Below are 22,627 nucleotides of genomic sequence, written 5' to 3'. Positions count from 1 at the left end.
TGAAACCGCGTTCAGTAATGCGGCGGCATGTCGTCCCGGGCGTCCCGTGGCATGCTGGTAACGCCATTGGGGGCAGGTTGTCGAAGGCGGGCAATCTCCTGAGTCAGGAGGTCAATTTGTTGCTGCTGGCGAATAATGATCTGGTCCAGTTTGTCCAGCAGGTCTTCGTTAAAGCTGGCCTTGATTTCGAGATCGGTCAGGCGCTGTTCTGTGTTGGGTGAGTTGTCCATCCCTCTATTGGAACTGAATTCGCACGTGACCCGTGCCAAAATAAGCCATGCCTGTTGCCAACGCCATCGCTGACCCCGCAGCCACTTCGCTGGACCGCTCTGAGGGGAGTGCCACCAACGCGCTTTACCGAGGCGCGATGGGTTCGATCAATGACGGTTACTACCTGCCAATTTTTGAACGATTTGAAGCCACAGGCCAAGCTGGTCCCTGTTGGAACTGGGCTGCTGGCCTCTGCACCCTGAACTGGATGGCTTTCCGGAAGATGTGGGGGGCCGCCTTGGTCTATGGGGGGCTTTGGGGTGTTGCAGCATTTTTTTTGGTGGGTCTGGGGCAGGTGTTCCAGTTTTCTGACGCCACACAACGGGACTTGTGGCTGGCGCTGGGCTTTCTGAGCCTGGTGATTCCCGGTTTTTATGGCAATGCCTGGCTGTACGCAGCGTGTCGCAAAGAGATGGCGCAAGCGCTTGCGGCCAACACCACGTTGCCGGAGGCCTGCACCATGTTGAACCAGCGTGCCAGCTCGCGCCGTAATTTTGTTGTGCTGGCGTTGCTCAATCTGGCGGTGCTGGGCGGCGCAGCCGGTGTCTATCTGTCATCCTGGAAAACCGATTTGCAGCCCACCGCAGCGAAACCGGGTGTTGCCAGCCATATGGCGGTCGGGAGAGCCATTAACCTCCCCGCGCCCGAAGTGCCCCAGAAAAAGCTTGAGCCCATGGCACCTCCACCGGCACCTCCACCGGTGCTAACGAACGCACCACGACCCGAACCCATTCCCCCGGTCAACTCGCATGTGGCACCTCAGCAGTTTCACATCAACGTGGGTTTGTTCGCATCGGATACCAATGCCAGCAATGCCTACGAAAAATTAAAACAGGCGGGTTTGGCGGCGTACACGCAGGAAATGGAGTCCAAGCAAGGTAAGCGCACCCGCGTTCGGGTGGGTCCTTTTGAGACACGGGCCGACGCCAAGGCCGCTGCCGAGACGATACATGCGCTCAAGCTCGATGCCGTCGTGTTTGAGCCCTAGTGGTGCTTCATTTCCGTTGACACCGCTAGGGTGTGATGGCCACTTTCAACACGCCATCGCGCTGATGGGCGAAGAGGTCGTAGGCCTCGACGATGTTGTCCAGTTTGTAATGGTGCGTAACCATCACGCCCAAGTCAATCCGCCCGGATGCCACCACGTTCATGAGCCGACGCATGCGCTCCTTGCCACCGGGACACAAGGCCGTGTTGATTTTGTGATCACCCAGACCTGCCGCAAAGGCCGACATGGGAATCGTCAGGTCGCCGGAATACACACCCAGACTGGACAGCGTACCGCCGGGCTTGAGAACCCGCAACGCGGATTCGAACGTGGCCTGCGTTCCCAGCGCTTCAATGGAGGAGTCCACGCCTTTGCCACCGGTAAGTTTCATGATTTCGTCGATCACATCGCAGTTCCTGAAATTGAGCGTGATGTCGGCACCCATGGTTTTGGAGATACCCAGGCGATGGTCGTTGCCATCCACGGCGATGATGGTGCTGGCCCCCAGCAGCCGCGCGCCTGCCGTGGCACACAGGCCAATCGGCCCCTGGGCAAACACTACCACCGTGTCACCGATCCTGATGTTGGCGTTTTCAGCGCCTTTGAAGCCGGTGGACATGATGTCGGGGCACATCAGGACCTGCTCGTCGGTCAGGCCGTCGGGGACTGGCGCGAGGTTGGCCTGTGCGTCGGGCACCAGGACATACTCGGCCTGGGTGCCGTCAATCAGGTTCCCAAAACGCCAGCCGGCCGTGGCCTTGTAGCCATGGCAGCCACACAGGCCTCTGGCCACGAGATAACTGCCATCTTGTGCCGGGTAGCCGTCTTGAGCGGCATAAGAGTTGAAGTTGGGGCAGATGGCACCGGCGATCACGCGCTGGCCTTCGGTGTAGCCCTGCACGGCACTGCCCAGTTTCTCAATCACCCCCACGGGTTCGTGGCCCACCGTCAGACCTTTCGCTACCGGATACTCTCCTTTGAGAATGTGCACATCGGTGCCGCAAATCGTGGTGGTCGTGATCCTCACCAGCGCATCATTGGGCCCCACATCCGGAATCGGCTTGTCGGCCAATTCAATGCGGCCCGGCTCAAAAAAAATAGCGGCTTTCATCATGGCAGTCATGTGGATCTCCTGGTCAATGGGGGGCGCTCAGCACGCGGTGGACCGATTGCGAACGGGGTAGTGGGCAGAGGCTCCGAGATACTAAAACCAATTGGATGCCACCGTGTGTTGCCGTTTCAGGTACCTTGATCTTCATCAGATGAATTGAAAAAAAGGCCGGCATCAGCCGACCTCTTTTGTCAAAATCGGGAGAACTTAGTTCTTGCCGAATTTGACCTTGGCTGCTGCCATGCAGCTGGACTTGGCATCGCCAGTCAGAGCGTCGCATTTCTCAGCGGCCACTTTGTAGTTGGCATCCGTCTTGGTTTCAGCGGCATCCACTTTGGCCTCTCCAATCTGTTTTCCCATCTTGGCGTCAGCCAATGCCTTGACTTCAACGGCCTTGGCCTCTTTTACGCAAATGTCTTTTTCGTTGCCTGCTTTGTCGTCGCACTTTTCTTTGGCCACTGAATAGGCGGACTTGGCCTTGACATTCATCAGCTTGGTCTGGTCTGCGGCCTTGCCGGTGTAGTTGAACTCCAATTCAGCAAGTGCAATGTTTTCTTTGGCCTTGGCTTCTTCCTGGCAGATATCTTTGGTGTTGCCAGACAATGAGGCGCAAGCGGCCTTGTCGGCCTTGTACGTGGCGCTGATGCTGGTCTTGCCAGTCTTGTAGTCCGCCTTGGTCATGGTCGCTGCGTGGGCTGCCGAGAATGCCATCACGGCGGCAACCATCAGAGATGCTTTGAGGTTGAAATGTTGGTTCATGTAAATCCTTGTGGGTTGAAGAGACGAGGCAAGTATGAAACGGCCAAGGTGGCTGAAACAGCGGACAGCGCCGCGGTTTCCTGTAGTTGATGTCCTACGCTCAGGCTGTTGATTGCCGTATGTCAAGGCATTCCCGTCAAGCGCCAGATGACGTTGCCCACGTCATCCGCGACGAGCAGGGCGCCTGTCTTGTCCAGTGCGACGCCAACAGGCCGTCCGAGGGCATGGCCTTCTTCACTGAGAAAACCTGTCAACACATCAATGGGTGCTCCTGCTGGTTTTCCGCCTTCAAAGGGGACAAAGATCACTTTGTAGCCACTGTGCGGCCGCCGGTTCCATGAGCCATGCTGGCCGATGAACATGCCGTGGGCGAACACCGCGGGCAATGCATTGTTTTCTGCTGAAGCCAGTCCCAGTGAGGCTGTGTGGGGTCCCAGCGCATAGTCGGGCGCAACCGCCTTGGCAACCAGATCAGGTCTTGGCGGTTTGACGCGATCGTCCACATGCTGACCGAAATAGCTGTACGGCCAACCGTAAAAGGCGCCATCGCGCACTGATGTCAGGTAGTCCGGCACGAGGTCGCTGCCGATCTCGTCCCGTTCATTCACGACGGTCCACAGCGCGCCACCTTGCGGCTCCCAGGCCAGACCATTCGGGTTGCGCAGGCCGGAGGCAAAGACGCGATGAACACCGCTCTTGAGATCAACTTCCAAAATTGCAGCGCGCTCTGACTCGACGGCCATGCCGCGTTCCGCCACATTGCTGTTGGAGCCCACGGTGACAAAAAGTTTCTTTCCATCCGGGCTCGCAATGAGGTTTTTGGTCCAGTGGTGATTGATAGGCCCTGCGGGCAAATCAAGCACTTTGATACCGGAGGACTCGATGCGGGTGGTGCCCGCGATGTAGGGGAATTTCATCACCGCATCGGAGTTCGCCACGTACAGGTCTGGGCCAACCAGGGCCATGCCAAACGGGGAATTCAGACCCTCCAGCAACGCAGTTCTGACGTCGGCGACGCCGTCACCGTTGGTGTCTCGAAGCAGGGTGATGCGGTTGGCGCTGGGCACACCCGCGCCAGCCCATGTCATGACCAAACCCATGACCCAGCCCTTGATGCCCGTGGCGTCTTCTGGTTTGGGCGGGGCGTTCGTCTCGGCCACCAGCACGTCGCCATTGGGCAGCACATAAAGCCAGCGAGGATGGTCCAAAGCACTGGCAAAAGACCTGACCTGGGTACCGGTCGCAGCCAGCGGAGTGGCGCCTGCGGGCCAACCCTTGGCAGGCGCAATGTTCACCGTCGGGATCAGTGTTGATCGCGGCTGGGGCAAGACCGGTTGGGGTCCGGTACCGGCTGACACGGTCAGGACAGCCATGTCGCCGCAACCGATGAGCGTCAGGAGCAACGGGCCGATGAACGCGACATGTGCTTGCATCAACCCCCTCCCGCTATAGCCGCCCGGTCAGGAGCAGGATGACAATGATGACCACTACCAGGCCCAGACCGCCGCTGGGTCCATAGCCCCAGCTCCGGCTGTGCGGCCAGCTTGGGAACGCGCCGATCAGCATCAAAATTAAAATGATTAACAGGATGGTGCCTATGCTCATGGTTTTCTCCTTGAAGTGGTGTTGAATACGCTTAGTTGGCCGGTGCAGGTGCGGGAGGCGCCACGATCACCGTGGTGCCGTCACCGGTTTTGCCCGTCGCGCCCGTGTTGCCGTCACTGCCTTGGGAACCCGTTGCGCCTTGTGTGCCCGTCGCGCCGGTTGCACCGGTGGGGCCAGCAGGTCCTGGCACAGGAACTGCAGCGGGTGTGGATGGAACAGTAACCACTGTGGGACGGTCACAAGCGGCCAGACCAAGCGTAACGAGAAGTGTTGAAATAAGCAGAGTGTTTTTCATGAGGAATCCTAAAAGTTTAAAAAATCAGGATGCAAATGACGCCATGTCATTCGCATACAAGCTGGTACGGGGTGAGGGCACCACGCCGCAATCAGCAAGCCTTCAGATTAAGGTTTTCCCGTGAGCCTATCGGTGCGATGGCGAACATAGGAATGCATTTTTTTACAAGTGTGGCCCCAGCATTTTCTGTGCATCGACCCAGGTATCAAACTGGACTGAAGTGACCGCGCCCAGCGCCAGTGCAGCTTCGCGCAACGTGCATCCGTGCTGGTGCGCATACTTGGCGATTTGGGCCGCGCGGTCATAGCCGATGTGCGGTGTCAATGCGGTGACCAGCATCAGGGAGCCTTGCAGCAAAGCCCTCATGCGCGATGGGTTCACGGCGATACCGGCCACACAGTGCTCCGTAAAACTGCGCGTGACGTCAGCCAGCAGGCGAATGCTGTCCAGGGTATCCAGAATGATGAGTGGCTTGTAAACGTTCAGTTCAAATTGCCCCTGGCTGGCAGCAAACCCGATGGCGGTGTCATGCCCCATCACTTGCGCGCACACCATGGTCAAGGCTTCGATTTGGGTCGGGTTCACCTTGCCGGGCATGATGGAGCTGCCCGGTTCATTTTCAGGCAGCTGGATCTCTCCCAGGCCTGCGCGCGGTCCACTGCCCATCAGGCGAATGTCGTTGCCGATCTTGGTCAAGGCAATCGCCAGCATTCTCAGGCTGGCATGAAATGCAACGAGCGCTTCATGGCCTGCCATCGCCGCAAAAAGATTACCCGCCTGCACCAGCGGCAACTCAAGTTGTTTCGCCAATGCGTGTGACACCCGGCGGCCAAACTCCGGGTGGGTATTCAACCCCGTGCCTACAGCTGTGCCGCCAATGGCCAGTGTGTGCACCGCGCCCAGTGCATGTCTCATCGTGTCTTCGCACAAACCCAGTTGCGCGTCGAATCCGCCCAACTCCTGACCCAGCGTGACGGGCGTGGCATCTTGCAGATGGGTACGCCCCACTTTGACGACGGCCTTGAATTCCTGTGCTTTGGCGGTGAGCGCAGTGCGCAAACCTTGCAATGCAGGCAGCAGGCGCGCCCTGGTTTCCACGGCCACGGCGATATGCATGGCGCTAGGGAATACGTCGTTGGAGGACTGGCCCAGGTTCACGTCGTCATTGGGGTGAATATTATTTCCTGTGCCTTCATGGCCCTCCAGCGCGCGCGTGGCCAAACTGGCAATGACCTCGTTGACATTCATATTGCTTTGTGTACCAGACCCCGTCTGCCAGACCGACAGCGGGAACTCTCCATCCAGTTCACCGCTGGCCACACGCTTTGCGGCATCTGCAATGGCGTTTGCCTTCAGCGGTGTGAGCAACGCGAGGTCACGGTTGACATGGGCCGCGGCCCATTTAATCCACGCCAGGGCATGGATCACTGGCGGCGGCATGCGTTGCTCTCCGATGTCAAAGAAGTGCAGGCTGCGGGCGGTTTGCGCTCCCCAAAGCACCCCGGCGGGCACCTCAATGGTGCCAAAACTGTCAGTCACTGTGCGAGTAGGGCCCATGGCAGATTTTTTCCTTCGTGGTAGCACTGACTATTTTTTGATGCTACCGGATTTTTGTGAGGCCGCGGGTGAAAGCGTCGAGTGATCATTCGCCTGGCCGGGCAATGGCATCGCAGAGGATTGTTCGGTTTTGCTGACGTCAGACTTGACCGCCGAGGTGGTCCCCGTTGCCTCTGCGGTGGGGCCGGCAGGTGGGGTGCCAACCACGGTTGACGGCGTCTCGGTGCTGATGACGCCGGCCGGTAAAGACTCTGTCATCTTCGGCACGGGCGTACGAGAGTCCGAGCAGCCTGCGGCAAAAGCGACGATGGCGATGGCGAATGCCGGCAGGTATTTTTGACCGATCAGAGTGGGCATGATTAGCTCCTGTTGTGAATCAATCGCGACCATCTCATCGCCCCAAAAAATGGAGCAAGTCTTTGGTCAGGCGTTCCTTGTGGGTGGCAAAAAGGCCATGGGGTGCTCCGTCGTATTCGATGAGTGTGGACTGTGCAATGCCCAAGGCTGTTGGACGGCTTGAGGCGTCGATCGGAACGATCTTGTCGTCGGTTCCATGGATGATGAGCGTGGGCACCTTGAATGCAGCAAGGTCGCCGCGAAAGTCGGTGCTGGAGAAGGCCTTGGCGCACGCCAGCGTCGCTTTCAGGCTGGCCAGCATGGACACACTGCGCGCCCATTGCAGCAGCTCTTCACTGACAGGGTGCGACACCAGGCCCACACCAAAAAAGTTCTTGAAAAATTCGGTAAAGAATTTTGCACGGTCCTCGTTGAGTGCCAAGGCTGTTTTGTCAAATGCCGCCTGCTCGGTACCGGCCGGATTGTCGGGCGTTTTCAAGCGGTAGGGCAGCACTGACGACACCAGCGCCGCCTTGACGACCGACTTGCCGTTGTGGCGCGACATGTAGCGGGCCACTTCGCCACCGCCCATGGAGAAGCCCACCAGAATTGCGTCCTGGGCTTGCGTTTGCTCGATGATTTCGGCCAGGTCGTCAGACAGCGTGTCGTAGTCGTATCCGCTCCAGGGTTGTGATGAACGGCCAAAGCCACGCCGGTCGTACGCAATCGTGCGGTAGCCGGCCTGCGCAATCGCCATGGCTTGATCGTCCCAACTGTCGGAGGACAAGGGCCAGCCGTGAATCAATATGACCGGTTGGCCGGTCCCCCAATCCTTGACGTAGAGCTCGGTGTTGTCTTTGGTGGTCACGATGTTCATGGTGTCTGCCCGTTTCTTCAATGGTGTGGACCATCAGTATTCGGCAAGGCAGACGACGCGTCTATCAGTCAAGCGGAAACGGCCCTGTAGGCCGAGTCTGACGTGCGATTGCGCTTGTGCCCTCTGGACGGGCGTCAACCGAGCTTTGATGATCACTGCATCGGTCAAATTGCAAGTCAACGCCATGTCCAACCCACTTGCTCCCTATGGAGCGCTACTCAAGCAGATTGCCAAATCATGGTTGGATGACTATGTGCCGAGCATGGGGGCGGCCCTGGCGTTCTACACCATGTTTTCTCTCGCTCCCCTCTTGTTGATCGTCATTTCGGTTGCCGGTCTGGTTTTTGGCGAGGAAGCGGCACGTGGCGAAATCACGACCCAGCTGCAGGCCTTGATGGGCGATCGGGGCGCTGGTGCGGTGCAGGACTTGCTGACCAGCGTGCACAAACCGGCGGAAGGTGCGGCTGCAACGGCCATGGGCTTTCTGCTGCTATTCATCGGTGCGACAACGGTTTTTGGTGAGCTACAGGATTCACTTGACCGCATCTGGCGCGTACCTATCCGCGTGGAGTCGAGTGGGTGGTTGAACCTGATTCGCACACGCCTGCTCTCCTTTGGAATGATCCTGGCCATTGGTTTCCTGCTCATCGTGTCGCTGGTGGTCAGTGCGGCACTGGCCACCACAGGCCGTTGGCTGGAGCCGGTCTTTGGTGGCTGGTATACCGTGGCCACGACGGTCAATGCCGTGGGCGGCTTCGTGTTGGTGGCGGCCATGTTTGCACTGATTTACAAGGTCATGCCGCGCGTCCGCGTGCAGTGGCGCGACGTCTGGATTGGCGCCATTTTTACGGCGCTTCTGTTTACCCTGGGCAAGTCGCTGATCGGGCTGTACGTGGGCCGCAGCGGCGTGGTGTCCGGCTTTGGCGCCGCCGGTTCCCTGGTGGTGATCTTGCTCTGGGTGTACTACTCGGCGCAGATATTTCTCATTGGTGCGGAGTTCACCTGGGTTTACGCGAACCTATTTGGTTCAAGAGTTGTCCAACCTGTCAGGAGTCAAGCATGAAAACCATTCCCATCCAGTCCGCCGGGATTGAGGTTCGCAAGGGCCAGGCGCCAGGCCATCTGTTGCGTGATGAATTTGGTGCCCGGTTTCGCGCCTCCTTCCTTGATCCTGCGTTTCGTGGCGAGGACGCCTCCCTGGCGCGTCTCGAAGACATTGCATGGAATGCCTACGTTGATGGCCGAAAAGCCCCGTTCACGCAAAAGGCCGGTCCGGGCTACGCGGATCCGGACTACAGCTTGTCGATCGACTGGATCGCCACAAAAAGCCGCATTGATGCCGCCCAGGCCCGTCAGGCCGACCCGGCGGGCAGTTCCCGTGTGCTGCTGATTTGCGGTTCAGCCCGCAACGACGGCACCTGCCCAGGCGAGATATCCAAAACCTATCGGCTGCTGGAGTTGGCGCGCGAGGTATTGACCTCGTCCGGGATGGCGGTGGACGTGCTGGACCTGAGCTTGCTCACGTCCGAATATGGGCGGAACATTTTTCCCTGCAAGGGCTGCGTCTCCACCGCCATGCCACTGTGCCACTGGCCCTGCAGTTGTTATCCCAACCATGCGTTGAACCAAAACAACGACTGGATGGCTGAAATCTACGAGCGGTGGGCTGCCGCGCATGCGGTCATCATCGTCACACCTGTGTATTGGTACCAAAGCCCCAGCCCATTGAAGCTGATGATCGACCGGCTGGTGTGTGCCGATGGCGGCAACCCAGACCCCACCTCAACCTCTGGCAAGAAGGCCGCCAAAGCCAAGGACCTTGAAATGGCTGGCTGGGATTACCCCAAGCACTTGGCCGGGCGCGTCTATGGCCTGATTGTTCATGGTGATGTGGCCGGTATCGAGGAGTCGCGCCGGGCCCTGACGGACTGGCTTGACTGGATGGGTTTTATTGATGGAGGTGCGCAAGCGCGGCTGGACCGCTTCATTGGCTACTACGAACCCTATGCGACCAGCCATGACGCGCTGGACAAAGACCTGGCCGTTCAGGAGGAAGCACGCAATGTAGCGCGCGCCGTGCTGAAGACGGTGGTTGAGATGCGGGCCGGTCGGCTGCAGGCCGTCCAGCCCGCCTTGTCCCGTCCACGCCCCAAGTAATGTCAAAAAATCAACCTTTAATTGAAGAAGATGGAAATGGAAATTTACCAACATCACGTGACAGGGTTCTTTGTACACAGGGATGAGGCGCAGATATCGCTGGCCAAACTGGTGGGGCGTGGAATACCCCAGGCGCAGCTGCAAATTTATGAAAACGATTCAGCGGTTCCCGCTCCGCCGCCGAATGCGAACAGCAACGCCGTGTTGAAAGATGTTCTCGTTGACGGTGCGGTGGGTACGGCGGTCGGCGCGGGTGTCGGCCTGCTGGCAGAGCTTGCGTTGGTCGCGGCCAATGTCAGTTTGTTTGTGGCCAGCCCCTTGCTGGCACCGCTGGTCATGCTGGGCTGGGGCGCCAGTCTTGGCGGTGTCATTGGCGCAGTGGCGGGTGCTGAAAACAAGGAAAAGAAGTTTGGCTGGTTCGCGGACTTGATTGGTGACGCTATTGTGGCCGGTCAGGTGGTGCTGGTTGCCGAAACCCGCACGGAGGAGGAAACTGCTATCGCGCGCGAGGTCATTCAAGAAGCAGTGGGCGCTTTCAAAGACATTCGTACCGTGTGATTCGTGTCTTGAGCAATCGGGCACAGCGCCTGCGTGCGGCAGCGAACAGACCAGTACGCCGCAAGTTCCTAAATTCGGTCGTTGATTCAAAGGAGAACCGTATGGACAAAACCAGCCCTCCCACCACCTTTGGCGTGTTCAAGCCCGTGGGGCACACCATCGTCACTTACCGCGCTTCAACCGATCTGGACGCTGCCACCCGTGCACTGCTGGAGCAGGGTTTTGAACAATCAGCCCTGGTTCGCTACACGCCCGACGAGATGAGGGCCCAGGTCGCTGTCGAATTGGTGAACGCCAGCCCCTTGGCCAACTTCGGTTATGAACTTGACTTGGTCAAGGTCCACCAAAGCCGTGCCGAGGAAGGCTGCAGCTTCCTGGTTGTTCATGCCCCTGATGAGGCGCGTGCTGAACGCGTTGCATCGGTGGCCCGGCAAACAGGTGCAGTCTCGGGGCAGCACTATGGCAGGTTCATGATTGAGGAACTCAGTGGCTTGTCCTCCAGTGATCTCGGCTAAATATGTACTTTCGCGGAATTGGCACGGCCACACCTGAGGCCAGCTACACCAAGGCGGAGTGTCTGGACGCGTTCCAGCAATCAGGGTGGTTCTCAAAACTTGATGCCCGTTCCCACTTCATTGCCCGCACGGTATTGCAGCGCAACAACGGCATTGAAGCGCGCCGTCTCGCCGTTGATTCACTCGATGAAGTGTTCGCGATTGACCCGAACACGCTGGCGCGGCGATTCCGCACGCATGCCCCGGCGCTGGCCATCAAGGCGGGGCAGCGAGCGCTCGCCCAGGCAGGCTTGGCAGCCAGAGAAATGGATGCTGTGGTGGTCAGTACCTGTACCGGTTATTTGTGCCCGGGGCTTTCCGGCTATGTGGTCGAGGGCCTGGGTCTGCGCCCCGATGTGCAGGCGTTTGACCTGGTGGGTCAGGGCTGCGCTGCGGCCTTGCCAAATTTTCAGCTCGGGCGGGCTTTGCTTGAAAGCAATAGCTGTGAGCATGTACTTTCAATTTGCGTTGAGGTCAGTAGCGCCGCCATGTACCTTGACAATGACGCCGGCGTCCTGATCAGCGCCTGCCTGTTTGGTGACGGGGCCGGTGCGGCGGTTTTATCCCGTCAGCGCCAACCGGGCGGACGACACGTGGCGTGGAGCGACAGCACGTCGTTGATTGATCCGGGTGAGCGCAAGGCTCTGATGTTTGAGCAGCGCGACGGGATGTTGCGAAATATCCTGACACGCGCGGTGCCCTCGTTGGCCGCAGACTATGCGCATCGTGTGTTGACCACAGTCCTCGACCGGGCTGGCTTGACCCCCGCCGATGTGAGTACGTGGATTTTTCACGCAGGAGGTCGCGATGTGTTGCTTGCAGTTGAGCGCAAGTTGAAGCTTGAACACGACGACCTGCGCCACAGCGCTGCGATGTTGCGCGAATACGGCAATTTGTCGAGCGCTTTTGTGTACTTTGTACTGGAGGCTGCACTGGCCGCTGACGCACCCGCCGGCTGGTGGTGGCTGTCGTCGTTTGGCGCTGGTTTTAGCTGCCACGGCGCCTTGTTGAGGGTGGAATGATGATGCCGCGGGTGGTGACTGCCGAGACGCTGGATGCACTGTCAGCGCAAGACTTGGCAGCAATTCGTTCGCGCGGCGACCTCAGGCGTGTTCATCGGGTCATGGGAACCCGTGTCATTCTGTTGCGCGCCTTCAGGGCGATGCTGGCCAAGCGTCGTGGTGCGGGGCCGATTCGCGTGCTTGAGATCGGCGCGGGTGATGGCAGCCTGATGCTGGGCGTGGCCCGAGCGTTGGCGCCCGAGTGGCCGCCGGTGGAACTCACACTGCTTGACCGTCTGGACTTGGTTGACCCGGTGACCGTGGCGCAGTATGCGGAACTCGGATGGACGGCTGTCATCAAAATAGCTGATGTGCTGGACTGGGCGGCCGCTGACCGCCGCTTACCCAATGAAGATGCCAACGCAACATGGGACCTGATCGTGGCCAATTTGTTTGTGCACCATTTCGAGGGGCCGCAGCTGGCCGCTTTGCTGGGGGCAATCACCCGCCATGGGGATCGTTTCTTTGCCTGTGAACCCCGCAGGGACTGGCTGGCCCTGGCGGGCAGCCATTTGATAGGTGCGATGGGCGCCAATGCCGTCACGCGGGAGGACGCGGTGTTGAGTGTGCACGCAGGTTTTTGTGAGAACGAACTGACCAGCTTGTGGCCTTTTGAGGGCCCCGAGTGGCAGATACAGGAATACTCGGCAGGTCTTTTCAGTCATTGCTTTCGCGCTGAGCGCCTTGAGGTGAGCTGATGCGCACCGCATTTGACGCCATCATCATGGGCGCAGGCCCCGCGGGCTCGTCGGCTGCCATTCTGCTGGCCCGCGCGGGTTGGTCTGTCGCCCTGGTTGAAAAGCAGCGTTTCCCAAGGCGCAAAGTTTGCGGCGAATGCCTGGCCGCGAGCAATCTGCCCTTGCTGGATTCACTGGGGATTGGTGCTGCCTTCGACGCCAGCGCTGGCCCCGAACTGCGCCAGGTGGCGCTGATGCAGGGGGCACGCACGCTTGTGGCCCGCTTGCCGCAAACCCTCCATGACCCCCACCCATGGGGCAGGGCGCTAGGGCGCGAGACGCTGGACACCTTGCTGCTTGCGCAGGCCCGATGGGCGGGTGTACAGGTGCTACAGCCCTGGTCCGCGCAAGGCGCGGAGGGTGAACCCGGTGATTGGCACTGTGTGGTTCGCGACATGGATTCCAACGTCAGTCTGACTTTGCATGCGCCGGTGATGATTGATGCGCACGGCTCCTGGGAGGCCCTGTTTTCAAGCCGGAAGGTGCACCGGCGCGCTGCTCGTGGCCCGGATCTGCTGGCGTTCAAGGCCAACTTCTTGCATGCCACCCTGACCGAGGGTTTGCTTCCCATCCTGATGTTTGACGGCGGCTATGGCGGCATGGTGGTCGCCGATGATCACGTCACCACACTGGCCTGCTGTATTCGGCGGGACCGCCTCGAAGTCCTTCGCCGGGCTGCGCCTGGGCTGAGTGCGGGTGATGTGGTTGAAACCATGTTGAAACAAGCTTGCCTCGGTGTTCGCACGGCCTTGCTGGACGCCACCCGTCTGGGGGTGTGGTTGGCTGCGGGTCCGCTGGAGCCGGGTATTCGTTTGCGCGCTGATGACGGTGTTTACCGTATCGGCAATGCGGCCGCTGAAGCCCACCCCATCATTGGCGAAGGTATGAGCATGGCCTTGCAGTCCGCCTGGCTCTTGTGCACCCATCTGCTCGAGGGTGATCACGCCAGAGTCCGGACCGACAGGGCCTGGCAGCGCGATGTCGGACGCCAGTACGCTATCGAGTGGCGCCGCCAGTTTGCGCCCCGGTTGCGACTGGCTGCCGCCTTTGCCCATCTCGCCATGTGGCCATCCGGCGCGGGCGCACTGATGTCAGCGGTGCAGCTTTGGCCGGGGCTGCTGACTGTGGGCGCGCGCTGGAGTGGCAAGGTACGTTGCGCCGCAGATGTCCGTGTGCTGGCCTTGGCATCGCGCCCTATGTGAGACTGACCGAAAGGATCCCCCATGACCACTACCTACGACAAACTCTGCGCAATTTTGATCCGCGACTACAAGCTGGATCCTGAAACATTGACGCCTGATGTGCCGCTGGATGTGCTGGGCATCGACTCGCTGGGAGTTGCCGAGCTGCTCTTCAACATCGAGGACGAATTCAAGGTGACGCTGCCACCCGACCCGGTGCAACTGCCCACGCTGGAGGATGTGGTTCGGTTCATTGACGCCTTGGTGCTCGCCCAGCACGGGCCTGACCCGCAAGTCGATGTGGCCACCGTGTCCGGATCGCTGACGCCATGAGGCGCGTTGCGGTCACCGGTATGGGGCTGGTCTCGCCGCTTGGGAACAGCACACAGGCGGCATTTGACAATGCGCGCCATGGCCGATCCGGTATTCATCGTCTTGAGCGTACTTTTTCCAACCGGCTTCTTGCGCCGCTCGCCGCCACCGTACAGTTTGAGGGGGCGGACTATTTTGAGCCACCCAAGCTCCGCATGCTGGACCGGGTCAGTCAGTTTGCGCTGGTCGCGGCCAATCAGGCCATCGTCGATGCCCGCTGCGACCTGGCCCGGATGGACCGCAGCCGCACAGGGGTGTTTGTGGGCACCGGCATGGGCGGCTCACAATCCAACGATGACGGGTACAAAACACTCTACGGTGACAACTCCGATCGCATCAAACCTTTCACGGTCCTGCTGGGCATGCACAACGCGCCCGCGGCGTGGATTGGCATCGAACACGGCCTGGTTGGGCCAAACCTCACTTATTCGACGGCTTGTTCGTCTTCTGCCGTGGCCTTGGGAGAGGCCTGGTTGCGCCTGGCCAGTGGCGCGGTCGACCTGGCCGTGGCGGGTGGTGCTGAGGCCCCGTTGTCGTTTGGCTCCATGAAGGCGTGGGAGGCCTTGCACACCTTGGCGTCGATTGATGAATCGGACCCTGCGGCGTCCTGCAAGCCTTTTTCAAAAAACCGCAGCGGCATGGTGCTGGGCGAAGGAGCTGCCATGGTCGTGCTGGAGCCTTGGGCGCAAGCCGTGGCACGTGGCGCCACGATTTATGGTGAGATTCTGGGATACGGCCTGACCACAGACACGGGGCACATCACGCGACCCAGTGTGGACGGGCAGGCCGCAGCGATGCGCGCGGCACTGCAATCAGCGGGTCTGGATAGCGCCGACATTGACGCCATCAACGCCCATGGCACAGGCACACAGGCCAACGACGTGGTGGAGACGGCGGCCATCAAGGCCGTTTTCGGCCAACGAGCCCATGACATTCCGGTCAGTGCGACCAAAAGCGTGCACGGTCATCTGCTGGGCGCTGCCGGGGGATTGGAAGCCATCTTGTCTTTGATGGCCATGCATCAGGCCGCGTTGCTGCCGACCATGCACCTTCAAACACCGGATCCGGACTGTGATCTGGACTATGTCCCCCACACCGCCCGCAATGGCAAGGCCGTGCGCACCATGCTGTCAAACTCGTTTGCGTTTGGCGGCACCCAGGCCGTACTGGTGCTGCGCGCCGCGTCTTGAAGCGACCTCACCCAAAACACATCGGTCAGGCGCTGCGCGCCCGGCCACCTTTTTCGGCCCAGGTCCGCGTCCAGCGGATCTGCATGAGGCGCAGCATCAGCAGCATTGCAACGGCCAGCACCGCAAAAATAATGAAGCCCCAGGCGTAGCTGCCAGCGTATTGTTTGGAGAGACCCATGGCGTAAGGCACCAGGCCGCCCCCCAAGGCACCAAACTCGCCAATCATCGAACCCGCCACGGCGGTGGACAAGGGCCAACGCAGAGGTACCAACTGGAACAAAGCCCCGTTGCCTGCGCCGAGTGCGGAGAAGCACAGCATCACCAGCAGAGTGGTTGCCACCAGAGAGCCGCCGGACAGGCCGCACAGCACCAGCGTCACGGCCACGGTGACCAGCACGACGCTCAGTGTGTTGATACCGCCCCAGCGGTCAGAAATCCAGCCGCCAAACACCCGAAGCGCCGCGCCCATGAAAGCGGCCAGCATGGTCAGTTGACCGGCTTGCACCTTGCTCACGGCAAACTGGTCGTAGTAGTACGTGGGCAGGAACGTGGCCAGGCCGATGAAGCCGCCAAAGGTGATGGCGTAAATCAGGCTGAAGGCCCACCCGTCTTTCTCAAACAGACAGGCAATGTGTTCCTTGAATGTGGCGTGGGCGTCCAGATCGTCTGGCTCCTTGGCAAAGATGATCATGACCACCATGGGAATCAGGATGGCCACGGCGGCAATGCCGTACACCGTGACCCAGCCAAAGGCCTGTGCCAGCGGCGGGGCGATCAGCACCGATACCGCCGTGCCTACATTGCCCGCGCCCACCAGACCCATGGCCAAACCCTTGTGCTTTGCCGGGAAGGAGCCCGAACCCAGCGACAAGGCCACCCCAAAACTGGCACCGGCAATGCCCAGCAACACCCCCATGGCCAGCAGGTCATTGAAGCTTTTGACGAAGAAAAAGCCAAACAGCATCGCCACGGCGATCAGACCCATCTCAACCAGCGTGGCCTTTTTGCGTCCGATGTACTGCGCCAGGATGCCCAATGGAAAGCGCATCAGCGCGCCCGCCAGAATGGGAATCGACAGCATCAATCCCTTTTGCGCGGGACTCAGGTTGAATGTCTCGGAGATGAAGGGCGCCATGGCCCCGTTCAGCACCCAGATGCAGCATGAAAACGCAAAATACAAAAAGGCTGCGAAGAGCGTCGGCGAATGGCCACTCTTCAAAAAACTACGAAATCCCGCCATGGTGCATGTCCCTTATTTACATTGATCCATGCACTAAAGCGAAACTCGTGCCAGTTTTCAGGGCGCTTTTGAGCTCAAATTGATCGCCAGTTGTGCATGCGTCAACCGAATATGGTGCGCCGCACAAAAAGCGTGCGCACCATCTTGGTTTTTTCAGGTCAAGCGGCTTTCTCGACGTGCCCTTGACGGGTGTAGAGAAAGTCGATCACGGCCTTGCGGTAGTGCAGGTACTGCGCGCTATCGGCCAGCTCCACACGGTTGCGCGGGCGGGGCAGGTCCACGCTCAGCACCTCGCCGATGGTGGCGGAGGGCCCGTTGGTCATCATCACGATCTTGTCGGACAGCAGCACCGCTTCATCCACATCGTGTGTCACCATCACCACGGTGCTTTGTGTCTTGGCCACGATTTGCAGCAGTTCGTCCTGCAGCTTGGCGCGGGTCAGCGCGTCCAGCGCGCCAAAAGGCTCGTCCATCAGCAGGACTTTGGGCTCCATGGCCAGGGCGCGGGCAATACCCACGCGCTGCTTCATGCCGCCCGAAATTTCACCGGGGCGCTTCTGGGCTGCCGGGGTGAGTCCCACCAACGCCAGGGCCGCGTCCGTGCGGGCTTTGAGTTGTGCCTTGGTCTCGGACGCCGCGCCCGTGGTGCGGTTGGCGGCGCCGAACACGCGCTCCACACCCAGGTAAACGTTCTCGAAACACGTCAGCCACGGCAGCAGTGAGTGGTTCTGGAACACCACAGCACGCTCGGGGCCGGGGCCTGCAATCTCGCGGTTGGCGCACAGCAGGTGGCCTTGCGTGGGCATGGTCAGTCCGGCAATCAGGTTGAGCAGGGTGGACTTGCCGCAACCGGAGTGGCCGATCAGGGCCACGAACTCGCCTTTGGCCACATTCAGGTTGACGTTTTGCAGGGCGCAGAACGGACCTTTACGGGTTTTGAAGACTTGTTCAACACCGGAGACTTCAATGAATTTACTCGTCAGGTTGTCGTTCATGATTTCACCTCTTCAAACGTAAATGCGGTTGCGATTTTGATCAGGGCGTATTCCAGAATCAGCCCGACGATGCCGATCACGAAGATGGCGATGATGATGTTCTTGACATTCAGGTTGTTCCACTCGTCCCACACCCAGAAGCCGATGCCCACGCCGCCCGTCAGCATCTCGGCCGCCACGATAACGAGCCACGCCGTGCCCACCGCCAGACGCACGCCGGTCAGCATGTAGGGCAGCACCGAGGGGAACAGGATCTTGGTGACGATCTTCCACTCCGAGAGGTTCAGCACGCGGGCCACGTTCATGTAGTCCTGCGGCACGCGCTGTACGCCCACCGCGGTGTTGATGATCATGGGCCAGATCGAGCAGATGAAGATGGTCCAGATGGCCGCCGGGTTGGCGCCCTTGAACACCAGCAGGCCAATCGGCAACCAGGCCAGCGGTGACACCGGACGCAGCAGGCTGATGAGCGGGTTGAACATGCGGCTCAAAAACTCAAACCGTCCGACCATGAACCCCACCGGAATGCCCACCACGGCGGCCAGTCCAAAGCCCACGGCGACCCGTTCCAGGGAAGCCAGGATGTTCCAGCCCACGCCCTGGTCATTGGGACCCTTGCGGTAGAACGGGTCCGAGAAAATATCAACCGCTTGCTTGAATGTCTCGGTGGGGGATGGGATGCTGCTGGCGGTGGTGATGGACACCAGCGCCCACACACCGATCAGCAGACCCAGGCCCAACACGGGCGGCAACACAGCAAGCCAGAGGCCACGCCAGTCATACGGTGTTTTGGCAGGTTTGGCCACCACTTCCACATGTTTCTGGGCTGTAGCCCCCGCACCATCTGCGGGAGTAGCTATGTTTTTAGGAGCGGACCCGAGGGTTGGCGCAGTTGGCGCCGCCCGGGTCTCAAGGGGGGAGTGAAAAACTGCGCTAACCATGGTGTGCTCCTTAAGCGTGAACTTTGAAACCGTCGGCGTACTTCTTCGGATCCTTGCCGTCCCACACCACGCCGTCCATCAGCTTGGACGTGCGCATGACGTCTTTGGGCACTGGCGTGTTGCTCGCCGTGGCTGCTTGCTTGTAGATGTCGATCTGGTTGATCTGCTTGGCCACCGCCAGGTAGTCCGGGTGATCCTTCAGCAGGCCCCAACGTTTTTGCTGCGTCAGGAACCACATGCCGTCCGACAGGTAAGGGAAGTTCACCGTGCCTTCGTTGTAAAACTTCATGTAGTTGGGGTCGTCCCAGGTCTTGCCCATGCCGTTCTGGTAGCGGCCCAGAATGCGCTGGTTGATGGCGTCCACGCTGGTGTTGACGTAGCTCTTGTCGGCAATCGTCTCGGCCATCTTGTTTTTGTTGGCCAGACCCGCGTCGATCCATTTGCCGGCTTCCAGAATCGCAGCCGTCACGGCGCGGGCAGTGTTGGGGTACTTCTTGACGAACTCGCCCGTGGTGCCCAGCACCTTCTCGGGGTGGTCTTTCCAGATGTCCTGTGTGGTGGCGGCGGTGACGCCGATGCCGTCAATGATGGCGCGGTGGTTCCAGGGCTCGCCCACGCAGTAGCCGTCCATGTTGCCGACGCGCATGTTTGCCACCATTTGGGGTGGCGGCACGGTGATCACCTTCGCGTCCTTGATCGGGTTGATGCCGTTGGCCGCCATCCAGTAGTACAGCCACATGGCGTGCGTGCCGGTGGGGAAGGTCTGGGCGAAGGTGTATTCACGTTTTTCGGCCGCCATCAGTTTGGCCAGACCGGCGCCGTCCACGGCACCCTTGTCGGCCAGCTTCTTGGACAGAGTGATGGCCTGACCGTTCTGGTTGAGATTCATCAGCACGGCCATGTCTTTTTTGGCACCGCCCACACCCAGGTGCACGCCGTAAATCAGGCCGTACAGCACGTGGGCAAAGTCGAGTTCGCCGGTGACCAGCTTGTCGCGCACACCGGCCCAGCTGGCTTCCTTGGTGGGGATGATCTTGACGCCGTATTTTTTGTCAATGCCCAGCACCGAGGCCATCACGACGCTGGCGCAGTCGGTTAGCGGAATGAAGCCGATTTTGACTTCGGTTTTTTCAGGCGCATCGGAGCCGCCGGCATACACGGCCGCACGCAATGCGGGGTTGATGCCGATGGCACCGATGGCGGCAGTCTGGAGGACAGTGCGTCGGCTGAGGCTGGTTTTGAGAAGGTCGGTCATGGCAAAACTCCTTTGAGGCAAAACAGAAAAAAGAAAACAAAAAAGGCGTCCTCACGAAGTGCAAAACGAGTCGATACGTTTCATACCAGTGGGGGACGCCTTTGTCCTTTAGCGAAGTTCCCGGTCCGCCGTTGAACCGGAAATTTCGCATGATCCTTTCGGACCTTGGATCTATCTATGCAATGACTGTGCCAACTATTTCCAGAGCTTTTTTGCTACTTATTTGATAGCTGTATGTGGAGTATTTACCTGGGCTACAGCCATTATTTGTATAAATTTTTGTATAAGGCACTGTTGTTGTGCGGTGCACCAATTCGGGTTGGGTGCGGATGGACCGTGCATGCACGCCAGGCTCAGCCGAGCAAGTCCATCATGTCGAGCATGCGCTGCGCCACTTCGGCCAGCTTCAGGCTTTTGTCCATGGCGGCCTTGCGCAGCTTCTCGTAGGCCGCCTGCTCGCTCAGGCCCTGGCGCTGCATCAACAGGCCTTTGGCGCGGTCAATGACCTTGCGGTCCTTGAGTTCGGCGTTGAGTTCGCCCAGCTCCGTCTTGGTGGCGTTCAGCTCCTGGCGCAGCGCCTGCTCATGCTGGAAGCGGGCCATGGCCACATCCAGAATGGGGCGGATGCGTTCGCTGGACAGACCGGCCACGATATAGGCCGACACGCCCGCCGCGACCGCGTCCTTGACGTGGCTGGTGTCGTTGTCGTTGGTGAACATGACAATCGGGCGGCGCGCATCCCGCGTGGCCATCACCACATGCTCCAGTGCGTCGCGGGCTTCACTTTCCGCGTCCACGATGATCATGTCGGGCTGCAGCTGGGCCAGGCGCTCGGTCAGAAACACGTCCGCCGGCAGGCTGGCGACCAGGTTGAAGCCGTTTTCCAGCAGGCCGATGCGCAGGCTGCGCGAGCGCTCAGCCTGGGTGACCGCGTAGGCGTCATTCTGGTCATTGATAACCAGATCGGGGGAAATGACGACGATGCGCAGGGTTTCATTCATGGGTGCATCGGTGCAAGAATCGAGCCATCCCCTAAACTCCATGGCTATGGAGAAAACTTTACGGGTATTGGGGATCGAGTCCTCGTGTGACGAAACAGGCGTAGCCCTGGTCGAGGTGCAGGGCGTGGGCGTGCCGGTGTTGCTGGGTGACGCGCTGTACAGCCAGATCGAGATGCACCAGGCCTACGGCGGTGTGGTGCCCGAACTGGCCAGCCGCGACCACATTCGCCGTGTGTTGCCGCTGACCGAGCAGGTGCTGGCAACGTCGGGCAAGACCCTTGCCGACGTTGACGTGGTGGCCTTCACCCGCGGCCCCGGTTTGGCGGGCGCCTTGCTGGTCGGCGCGGGCGTGGCCTGTGCGCTGGGGGCGGCGTTGAACAAGCCAGTGTTGGGCGTGCACCATCTTGAAGGCCACCTGCTGTCGCCCTTTTTAAGTGCGGACCCGCCCGAGTTTCCTTTTGTGGCCCTGCTGGTGTCTGGTGGCCACACCCAGTTGATGCGGGTTGATGGGGTAGGGCGCTACCAGTTGCTGGGTGAAACTATTGACGACGCGGCGGGCGAGGCGTTTGACAAGTCCGCCAAGCTGCTGGGCCTGGGCTACCCCGGTGGTCCGGCCTTGTCGCGGCTCGCGGAGCAGGGCGATGCGGCTGCTTTCAAGTTTCCCCGGCCGCTGCTCAAAAGCAACAACCTCGATTTTTCGTTTGCGGGCCTGAAAACGGCCGTCATGGTGCAGGCCAAAAAACTGGCCATGGCGCAGGATTGTGCAGTGGAGGCTTTGCCTGTCGCTGTGTTGGCTGACCTTGCCGCCTCGACCCAGGCGGCGATTGTGGAGGTGCTGGTCAAGAAGTCGATCATTGCATTGAAGGAAACCGGGCTCACCCGGCTCGTGGTGGCGGGCGGCGTGGGCGCCAACCGCAAGCTGCGCGAGCAACTGAATGCCGAATGCGCCAAGCGCCGCGTGCGCGTGCACTACCCCGAGCTGCATTTGTGCACCGACAACGGCGCCATGATCGCCATGGCCGCGGCCATGCGCCTGCAGTCCGGACAGCAAACGGCCAGCGAGGTGTACGCTTTTGACGTCAAACCGCGCTGGCCGCTGGATTCTCTTTAAATAGGCTGCTAGCGCACGTGGATCGTGCGCTAGGAGCTATTTAATTGATAGCAATTTAGTTGATGGTCAGCTCGGTCACGCGGCTCACGGGCACCAGTTTGCCCAGTTTGAGCGTCAACACACCGTGCTCCAGTTTGGCTTCGCTGGTGGCCACGTCGATGTCTTGCGGCAGCTCGTAAGCCTGCTTGTACTGACGCGGCGCGCCTTCTTTGGATTCGATGCGCACGATGCTGCCTTCAATGCCGATGTTCAACTGCTCCTTGGCAATGCCGGGCACGTCAAACGTCAACGTGTAAGACTTCTCGTCCTGTGCCACAGTGCCGGGTTGTTGGCCGCTTGCCAGGCGTGTTTCGTCAAGGAAGCGCTCCAGTGAACGGCCCACGGGCGCATAGACGGAGCGGCGAAGTGGGGCGGGGGCGGTAGCAAAAAACATGAATTGACTCCTAGTACACTGCGCGGCGTTCAACATGAACCTC

26 protein-coding genes are annotated in these 22,627 nt (G+C 60.0%); 11 read left to right on the top strand and 15 right to left on the bottom strand.

Annotated elements, in window-relative coordinates; genetic code table 11:
* Positions 1 to 11: 11 nt before the first annotated feature.
* Positions 12 to 230, bottom strand: coding sequence for a SlyX family protein (locus tag AC097N_RS07780; RefSeq protein WP_479580324.1), 219 nt, complete (start codon positions 228 to 230; stop codon positions 12 to 14).
* A 47-nt stretch (positions 231 to 277) separates the two neighbouring features.
* On the opposite strand from AC097N_RS07780, the gene AC097N_RS07775 reads away from it, so the two are divergent.
* Positions 278 to 1,258, top strand: a complete 981-nt coding sequence (locus AC097N_RS07775; protein ID WP_479580323.1) for an SPOR domain-containing protein — start codon at positions 278 to 280, stop codon at positions 1,256 to 1,258.
* A 25-nt stretch (positions 1,259 to 1,283) separates the two neighbouring features.
* Here AC097N_RS07775 and AC097N_RS07770 read toward each other — a convergent pair whose 3' ends face one another.
* From AC097N_RS07770 to AC097N_RS07735, 8 genes are all read right to left on the bottom strand, one after another.
* Positions 1,284 to 2,381, bottom strand: a complete 1,098-nt coding sequence (locus tag AC097N_RS07770) for an NAD(P)-dependent alcohol dehydrogenase (protein WP_479580322.1) — start codon at positions 2,379 to 2,381, stop codon at positions 1,284 to 1,286.
* A gap of 195 nt (positions 2,382 to 2,576) precedes the next feature.
* Positions 2,577 to 3,128: a hypothetical protein gene (locus tag AC097N_RS07765; RefSeq protein WP_479580321.1), complete on the bottom strand. Its 552-nt coding sequence runs from the start codon at positions 3,126 to 3,128 to the stop codon at positions 2,577 to 2,579.
* A 122-nt stretch (positions 3,129 to 3,250) separates the two neighbouring features.
* Positions 3,251 to 4,561, bottom strand: a complete 1,311-nt coding sequence (locus AC097N_RS07760) for a PQQ-dependent sugar dehydrogenase (protein ID WP_479580320.1) — start codon at positions 4,559 to 4,561, stop codon at positions 3,251 to 3,253.
* A gap of 13 nt (positions 4,562 to 4,574) precedes the next feature.
* A complete protein-coding gene (locus AC097N_RS07755; protein WP_479580319.1) occupies positions 4,575 to 4,733 on the bottom strand; it encodes a DUF3309 family protein in 159 nt (52 codons plus the stop codon).
* A 31-nt stretch (positions 4,734 to 4,764) separates the two neighbouring features.
* Positions 4,765 to 5,028 carry a hypothetical protein gene (locus tag AC097N_RS07750; RefSeq protein WP_479580318.1) on the bottom strand — a complete coding sequence of 88 codons (264 nt, stop codon included), beginning with the start codon at positions 5,026 to 5,028 and terminating at the stop codon, positions 4,765 to 4,767.
* Positions 5,029 to 5,190: 162 nt separating this feature from the next.
* Complete coding sequence (fumC, locus tag AC097N_RS07745) at positions 5,191 to 6,585, bottom strand: class II fumarate hydratase (RefSeq protein WP_479580317.1); 1,395 nt, start codon at positions 6,583 to 6,585, stop codon at positions 5,191 to 5,193.
* A 30-nt stretch (positions 6,586 to 6,615) separates the two neighbouring features.
* A complete protein-coding gene (locus AC097N_RS07740; RefSeq protein ID WP_479580316.1) occupies positions 6,616 to 6,942 on the bottom strand; it encodes a hypothetical protein in 327 nt (108 codons plus the stop codon).
* 34 nt (positions 6,943 to 6,976) lie between these two features.
* Complete coding sequence (locus AC097N_RS07735) at positions 6,977 to 7,798, bottom strand: alpha/beta fold hydrolase (protein WP_479580315.1); 822 nt, start codon at positions 7,796 to 7,798, stop codon at positions 6,977 to 6,979.
* 184 nt (positions 7,799 to 7,982) lie between these two features.
* On the opposite strand from AC097N_RS07735, the gene AC097N_RS07730 reads away from it, so the two are divergent.
* The 9 genes from AC097N_RS07730 to AC097N_RS07690 all read left to right on the top strand — a co-directional run bounded on the left by AC097N_RS07730 (position 7,983) and on the right by AC097N_RS07690 (position 15,608).
* The gene (locus tag AC097N_RS07730) at positions 7,983 to 8,861 is read left to right on the top strand and encodes a YihY/virulence factor BrkB family protein (RefSeq protein WP_479580314.1); all 879 of its coding nucleotides are present in this window, start codon (positions 7,983 to 7,985) and stop codon (positions 8,859 to 8,861) included.
* Entirely contained in the window at positions 8,858 to 9,955 is a 1,098-nt protein-coding gene (locus tag AC097N_RS07725; protein ID WP_479580313.1) for a flavodoxin family protein, read from the top strand. Before AC097N_RS07730 ends, AC097N_RS07725 begins: the two co-directional genes overlap by 4 nt.
* A 36-nt stretch (positions 9,956 to 9,991) precedes the next feature.
* Positions 9,992 to 10,513 carry a hypothetical protein gene (locus AC097N_RS07720; RefSeq protein ID WP_479580312.1) on the top strand — a complete coding sequence of 174 codons (522 nt, stop codon included), beginning with the start codon at positions 9,992 to 9,994 and terminating at the stop codon, positions 10,511 to 10,513.
* A 101-nt stretch (positions 10,514 to 10,614) separates the two neighbouring features.
* A complete protein-coding gene (locus AC097N_RS07715; protein ID WP_479580311.1) occupies positions 10,615 to 11,028 on the top strand; it encodes a hypothetical protein in 414 nt (137 codons plus the stop codon).
* 2 nt (positions 11,029 to 11,030) lie between these two features.
* Positions 11,031 to 12,089, top strand: a complete 1,059-nt coding sequence (locus AC097N_RS07710; protein WP_479580310.1) for a type III polyketide synthase — start codon at positions 11,031 to 11,033, stop codon at positions 12,087 to 12,089.
* Complete coding sequence (locus AC097N_RS07705; RefSeq protein WP_479580309.1) at positions 12,086 to 12,826, top strand: class I SAM-dependent methyltransferase; 741 nt, start codon at positions 12,086 to 12,088, stop codon at positions 12,824 to 12,826. Before AC097N_RS07710 ends, AC097N_RS07705 begins: the two co-directional genes overlap by 4 nt.
* On the top strand, positions 12,826 to 14,067 hold the full coding sequence (locus AC097N_RS07700) for an NAD(P)/FAD-dependent oxidoreductase (protein ID WP_479580308.1): 1,242 nt from the start codon (positions 12,826 to 12,828) through the stop codon (positions 14,065 to 14,067). The genes AC097N_RS07705 and AC097N_RS07700 overlap by 1 nt, the downstream gene beginning before the upstream one ends.
* Before the next feature lie 21 nt (positions 14,068 to 14,088).
* A complete protein-coding gene (locus AC097N_RS07695; RefSeq protein ID WP_479580307.1) occupies positions 14,089 to 14,379 on the top strand; it encodes an acyl carrier protein in 291 nt (96 codons plus the stop codon).
* Positions 14,376 to 15,608, top strand: a complete 1,233-nt coding sequence (locus AC097N_RS07690) for a beta-ketoacyl-[acyl-carrier-protein] synthase family protein (RefSeq protein ID WP_479580306.1) — start codon at positions 14,376 to 14,378, stop codon at positions 15,606 to 15,608. Before AC097N_RS07695 ends, AC097N_RS07690 begins: the two co-directional genes overlap by 4 nt.
* A gap of 25 nt (positions 15,609 to 15,633) precedes the next feature.
* On the opposite strand, the gene AC097N_RS07685 is transcribed toward AC097N_RS07690, so the two are convergent.
* The 5 genes from AC097N_RS07685 to AC097N_RS07665 form a co-directional block, all read right to left on the bottom strand.
* Positions 15,634 to 16,848 carry an MFS transporter gene (locus AC097N_RS07685; RefSeq protein ID WP_479580305.1) on the bottom strand — a complete coding sequence of 405 codons (1,215 nt, stop codon included), beginning with the start codon at positions 16,846 to 16,848 and terminating at the stop codon, positions 15,634 to 15,636.
* Positions 16,849 to 17,006: 158 nt separating this feature from the next.
* The gene (locus tag AC097N_RS07680; protein WP_479580304.1) at positions 17,007 to 17,843 is read right to left on the bottom strand and encodes an ABC transporter ATP-binding protein; all 837 of its coding nucleotides are present in this window, start codon (positions 17,841 to 17,843) and stop codon (positions 17,007 to 17,009) included.
* Complete coding sequence (ntrB, locus tag AC097N_RS07675; RefSeq protein ID WP_479580303.1) at positions 17,840 to 18,784, bottom strand: nitrate ABC transporter permease; 945 nt, start codon at positions 18,782 to 18,784, stop codon at positions 17,840 to 17,842. Before ntrB ends, AC097N_RS07680 begins: the two co-directional genes overlap by 4 nt.
* A gap of 10 nt (positions 18,785 to 18,794) precedes the next feature.
* Entirely contained in the window at positions 18,795 to 20,039 is a 1,245-nt protein-coding gene (locus AC097N_RS07670) for a CmpA/NrtA family ABC transporter substrate-binding protein (RefSeq protein WP_479580302.1), read from the bottom strand.
* A 353-nt stretch (positions 20,040 to 20,392) separates the two neighbouring features.
* Positions 20,393 to 21,040: an ANTAR domain-containing response regulator gene (locus tag AC097N_RS07665; protein ID WP_479580301.1), complete on the bottom strand. Its 648-nt coding sequence runs from the start codon at positions 21,038 to 21,040 to the stop codon at positions 20,393 to 20,395.
* Positions 21,041 to 21,086: 46 nt separating this feature from the next.
* On the opposite strand from AC097N_RS07665, the gene tsaD reads away from it, so the two are divergent.
* Complete coding sequence (gene tsaD, locus AC097N_RS07660) at positions 21,087 to 22,151, top strand: tRNA (adenosine(37)-N6)-threonylcarbamoyltransferase complex transferase subunit TsaD (RefSeq protein ID WP_479580383.1); 1,065 nt, start codon at positions 21,087 to 21,089, stop codon at positions 22,149 to 22,151.
* A 55-nt stretch (positions 22,152 to 22,206) separates the two neighbouring features.
* Here the strand turns inward: tsaD and AC097N_RS07655 are convergent, their stop codons facing one another.
* The gene (locus AC097N_RS07655; protein WP_479580300.1) at positions 22,207 to 22,584 is read right to left on the bottom strand and encodes an Hsp20/alpha crystallin family protein; all 378 of its coding nucleotides are present in this window, start codon (positions 22,582 to 22,584) and stop codon (positions 22,207 to 22,209) included.
* Positions 22,585 to 22,627: the final 43 nt, after the last annotated feature.

Source organism: Rhodoferax sp. LS1R11 (assembly GCF_056521395.1).
The sequence above is the reverse complement of the archived record's forward strand: the minus strand, read 5'-3'. Positions and strand labels throughout refer to the sequence as shown.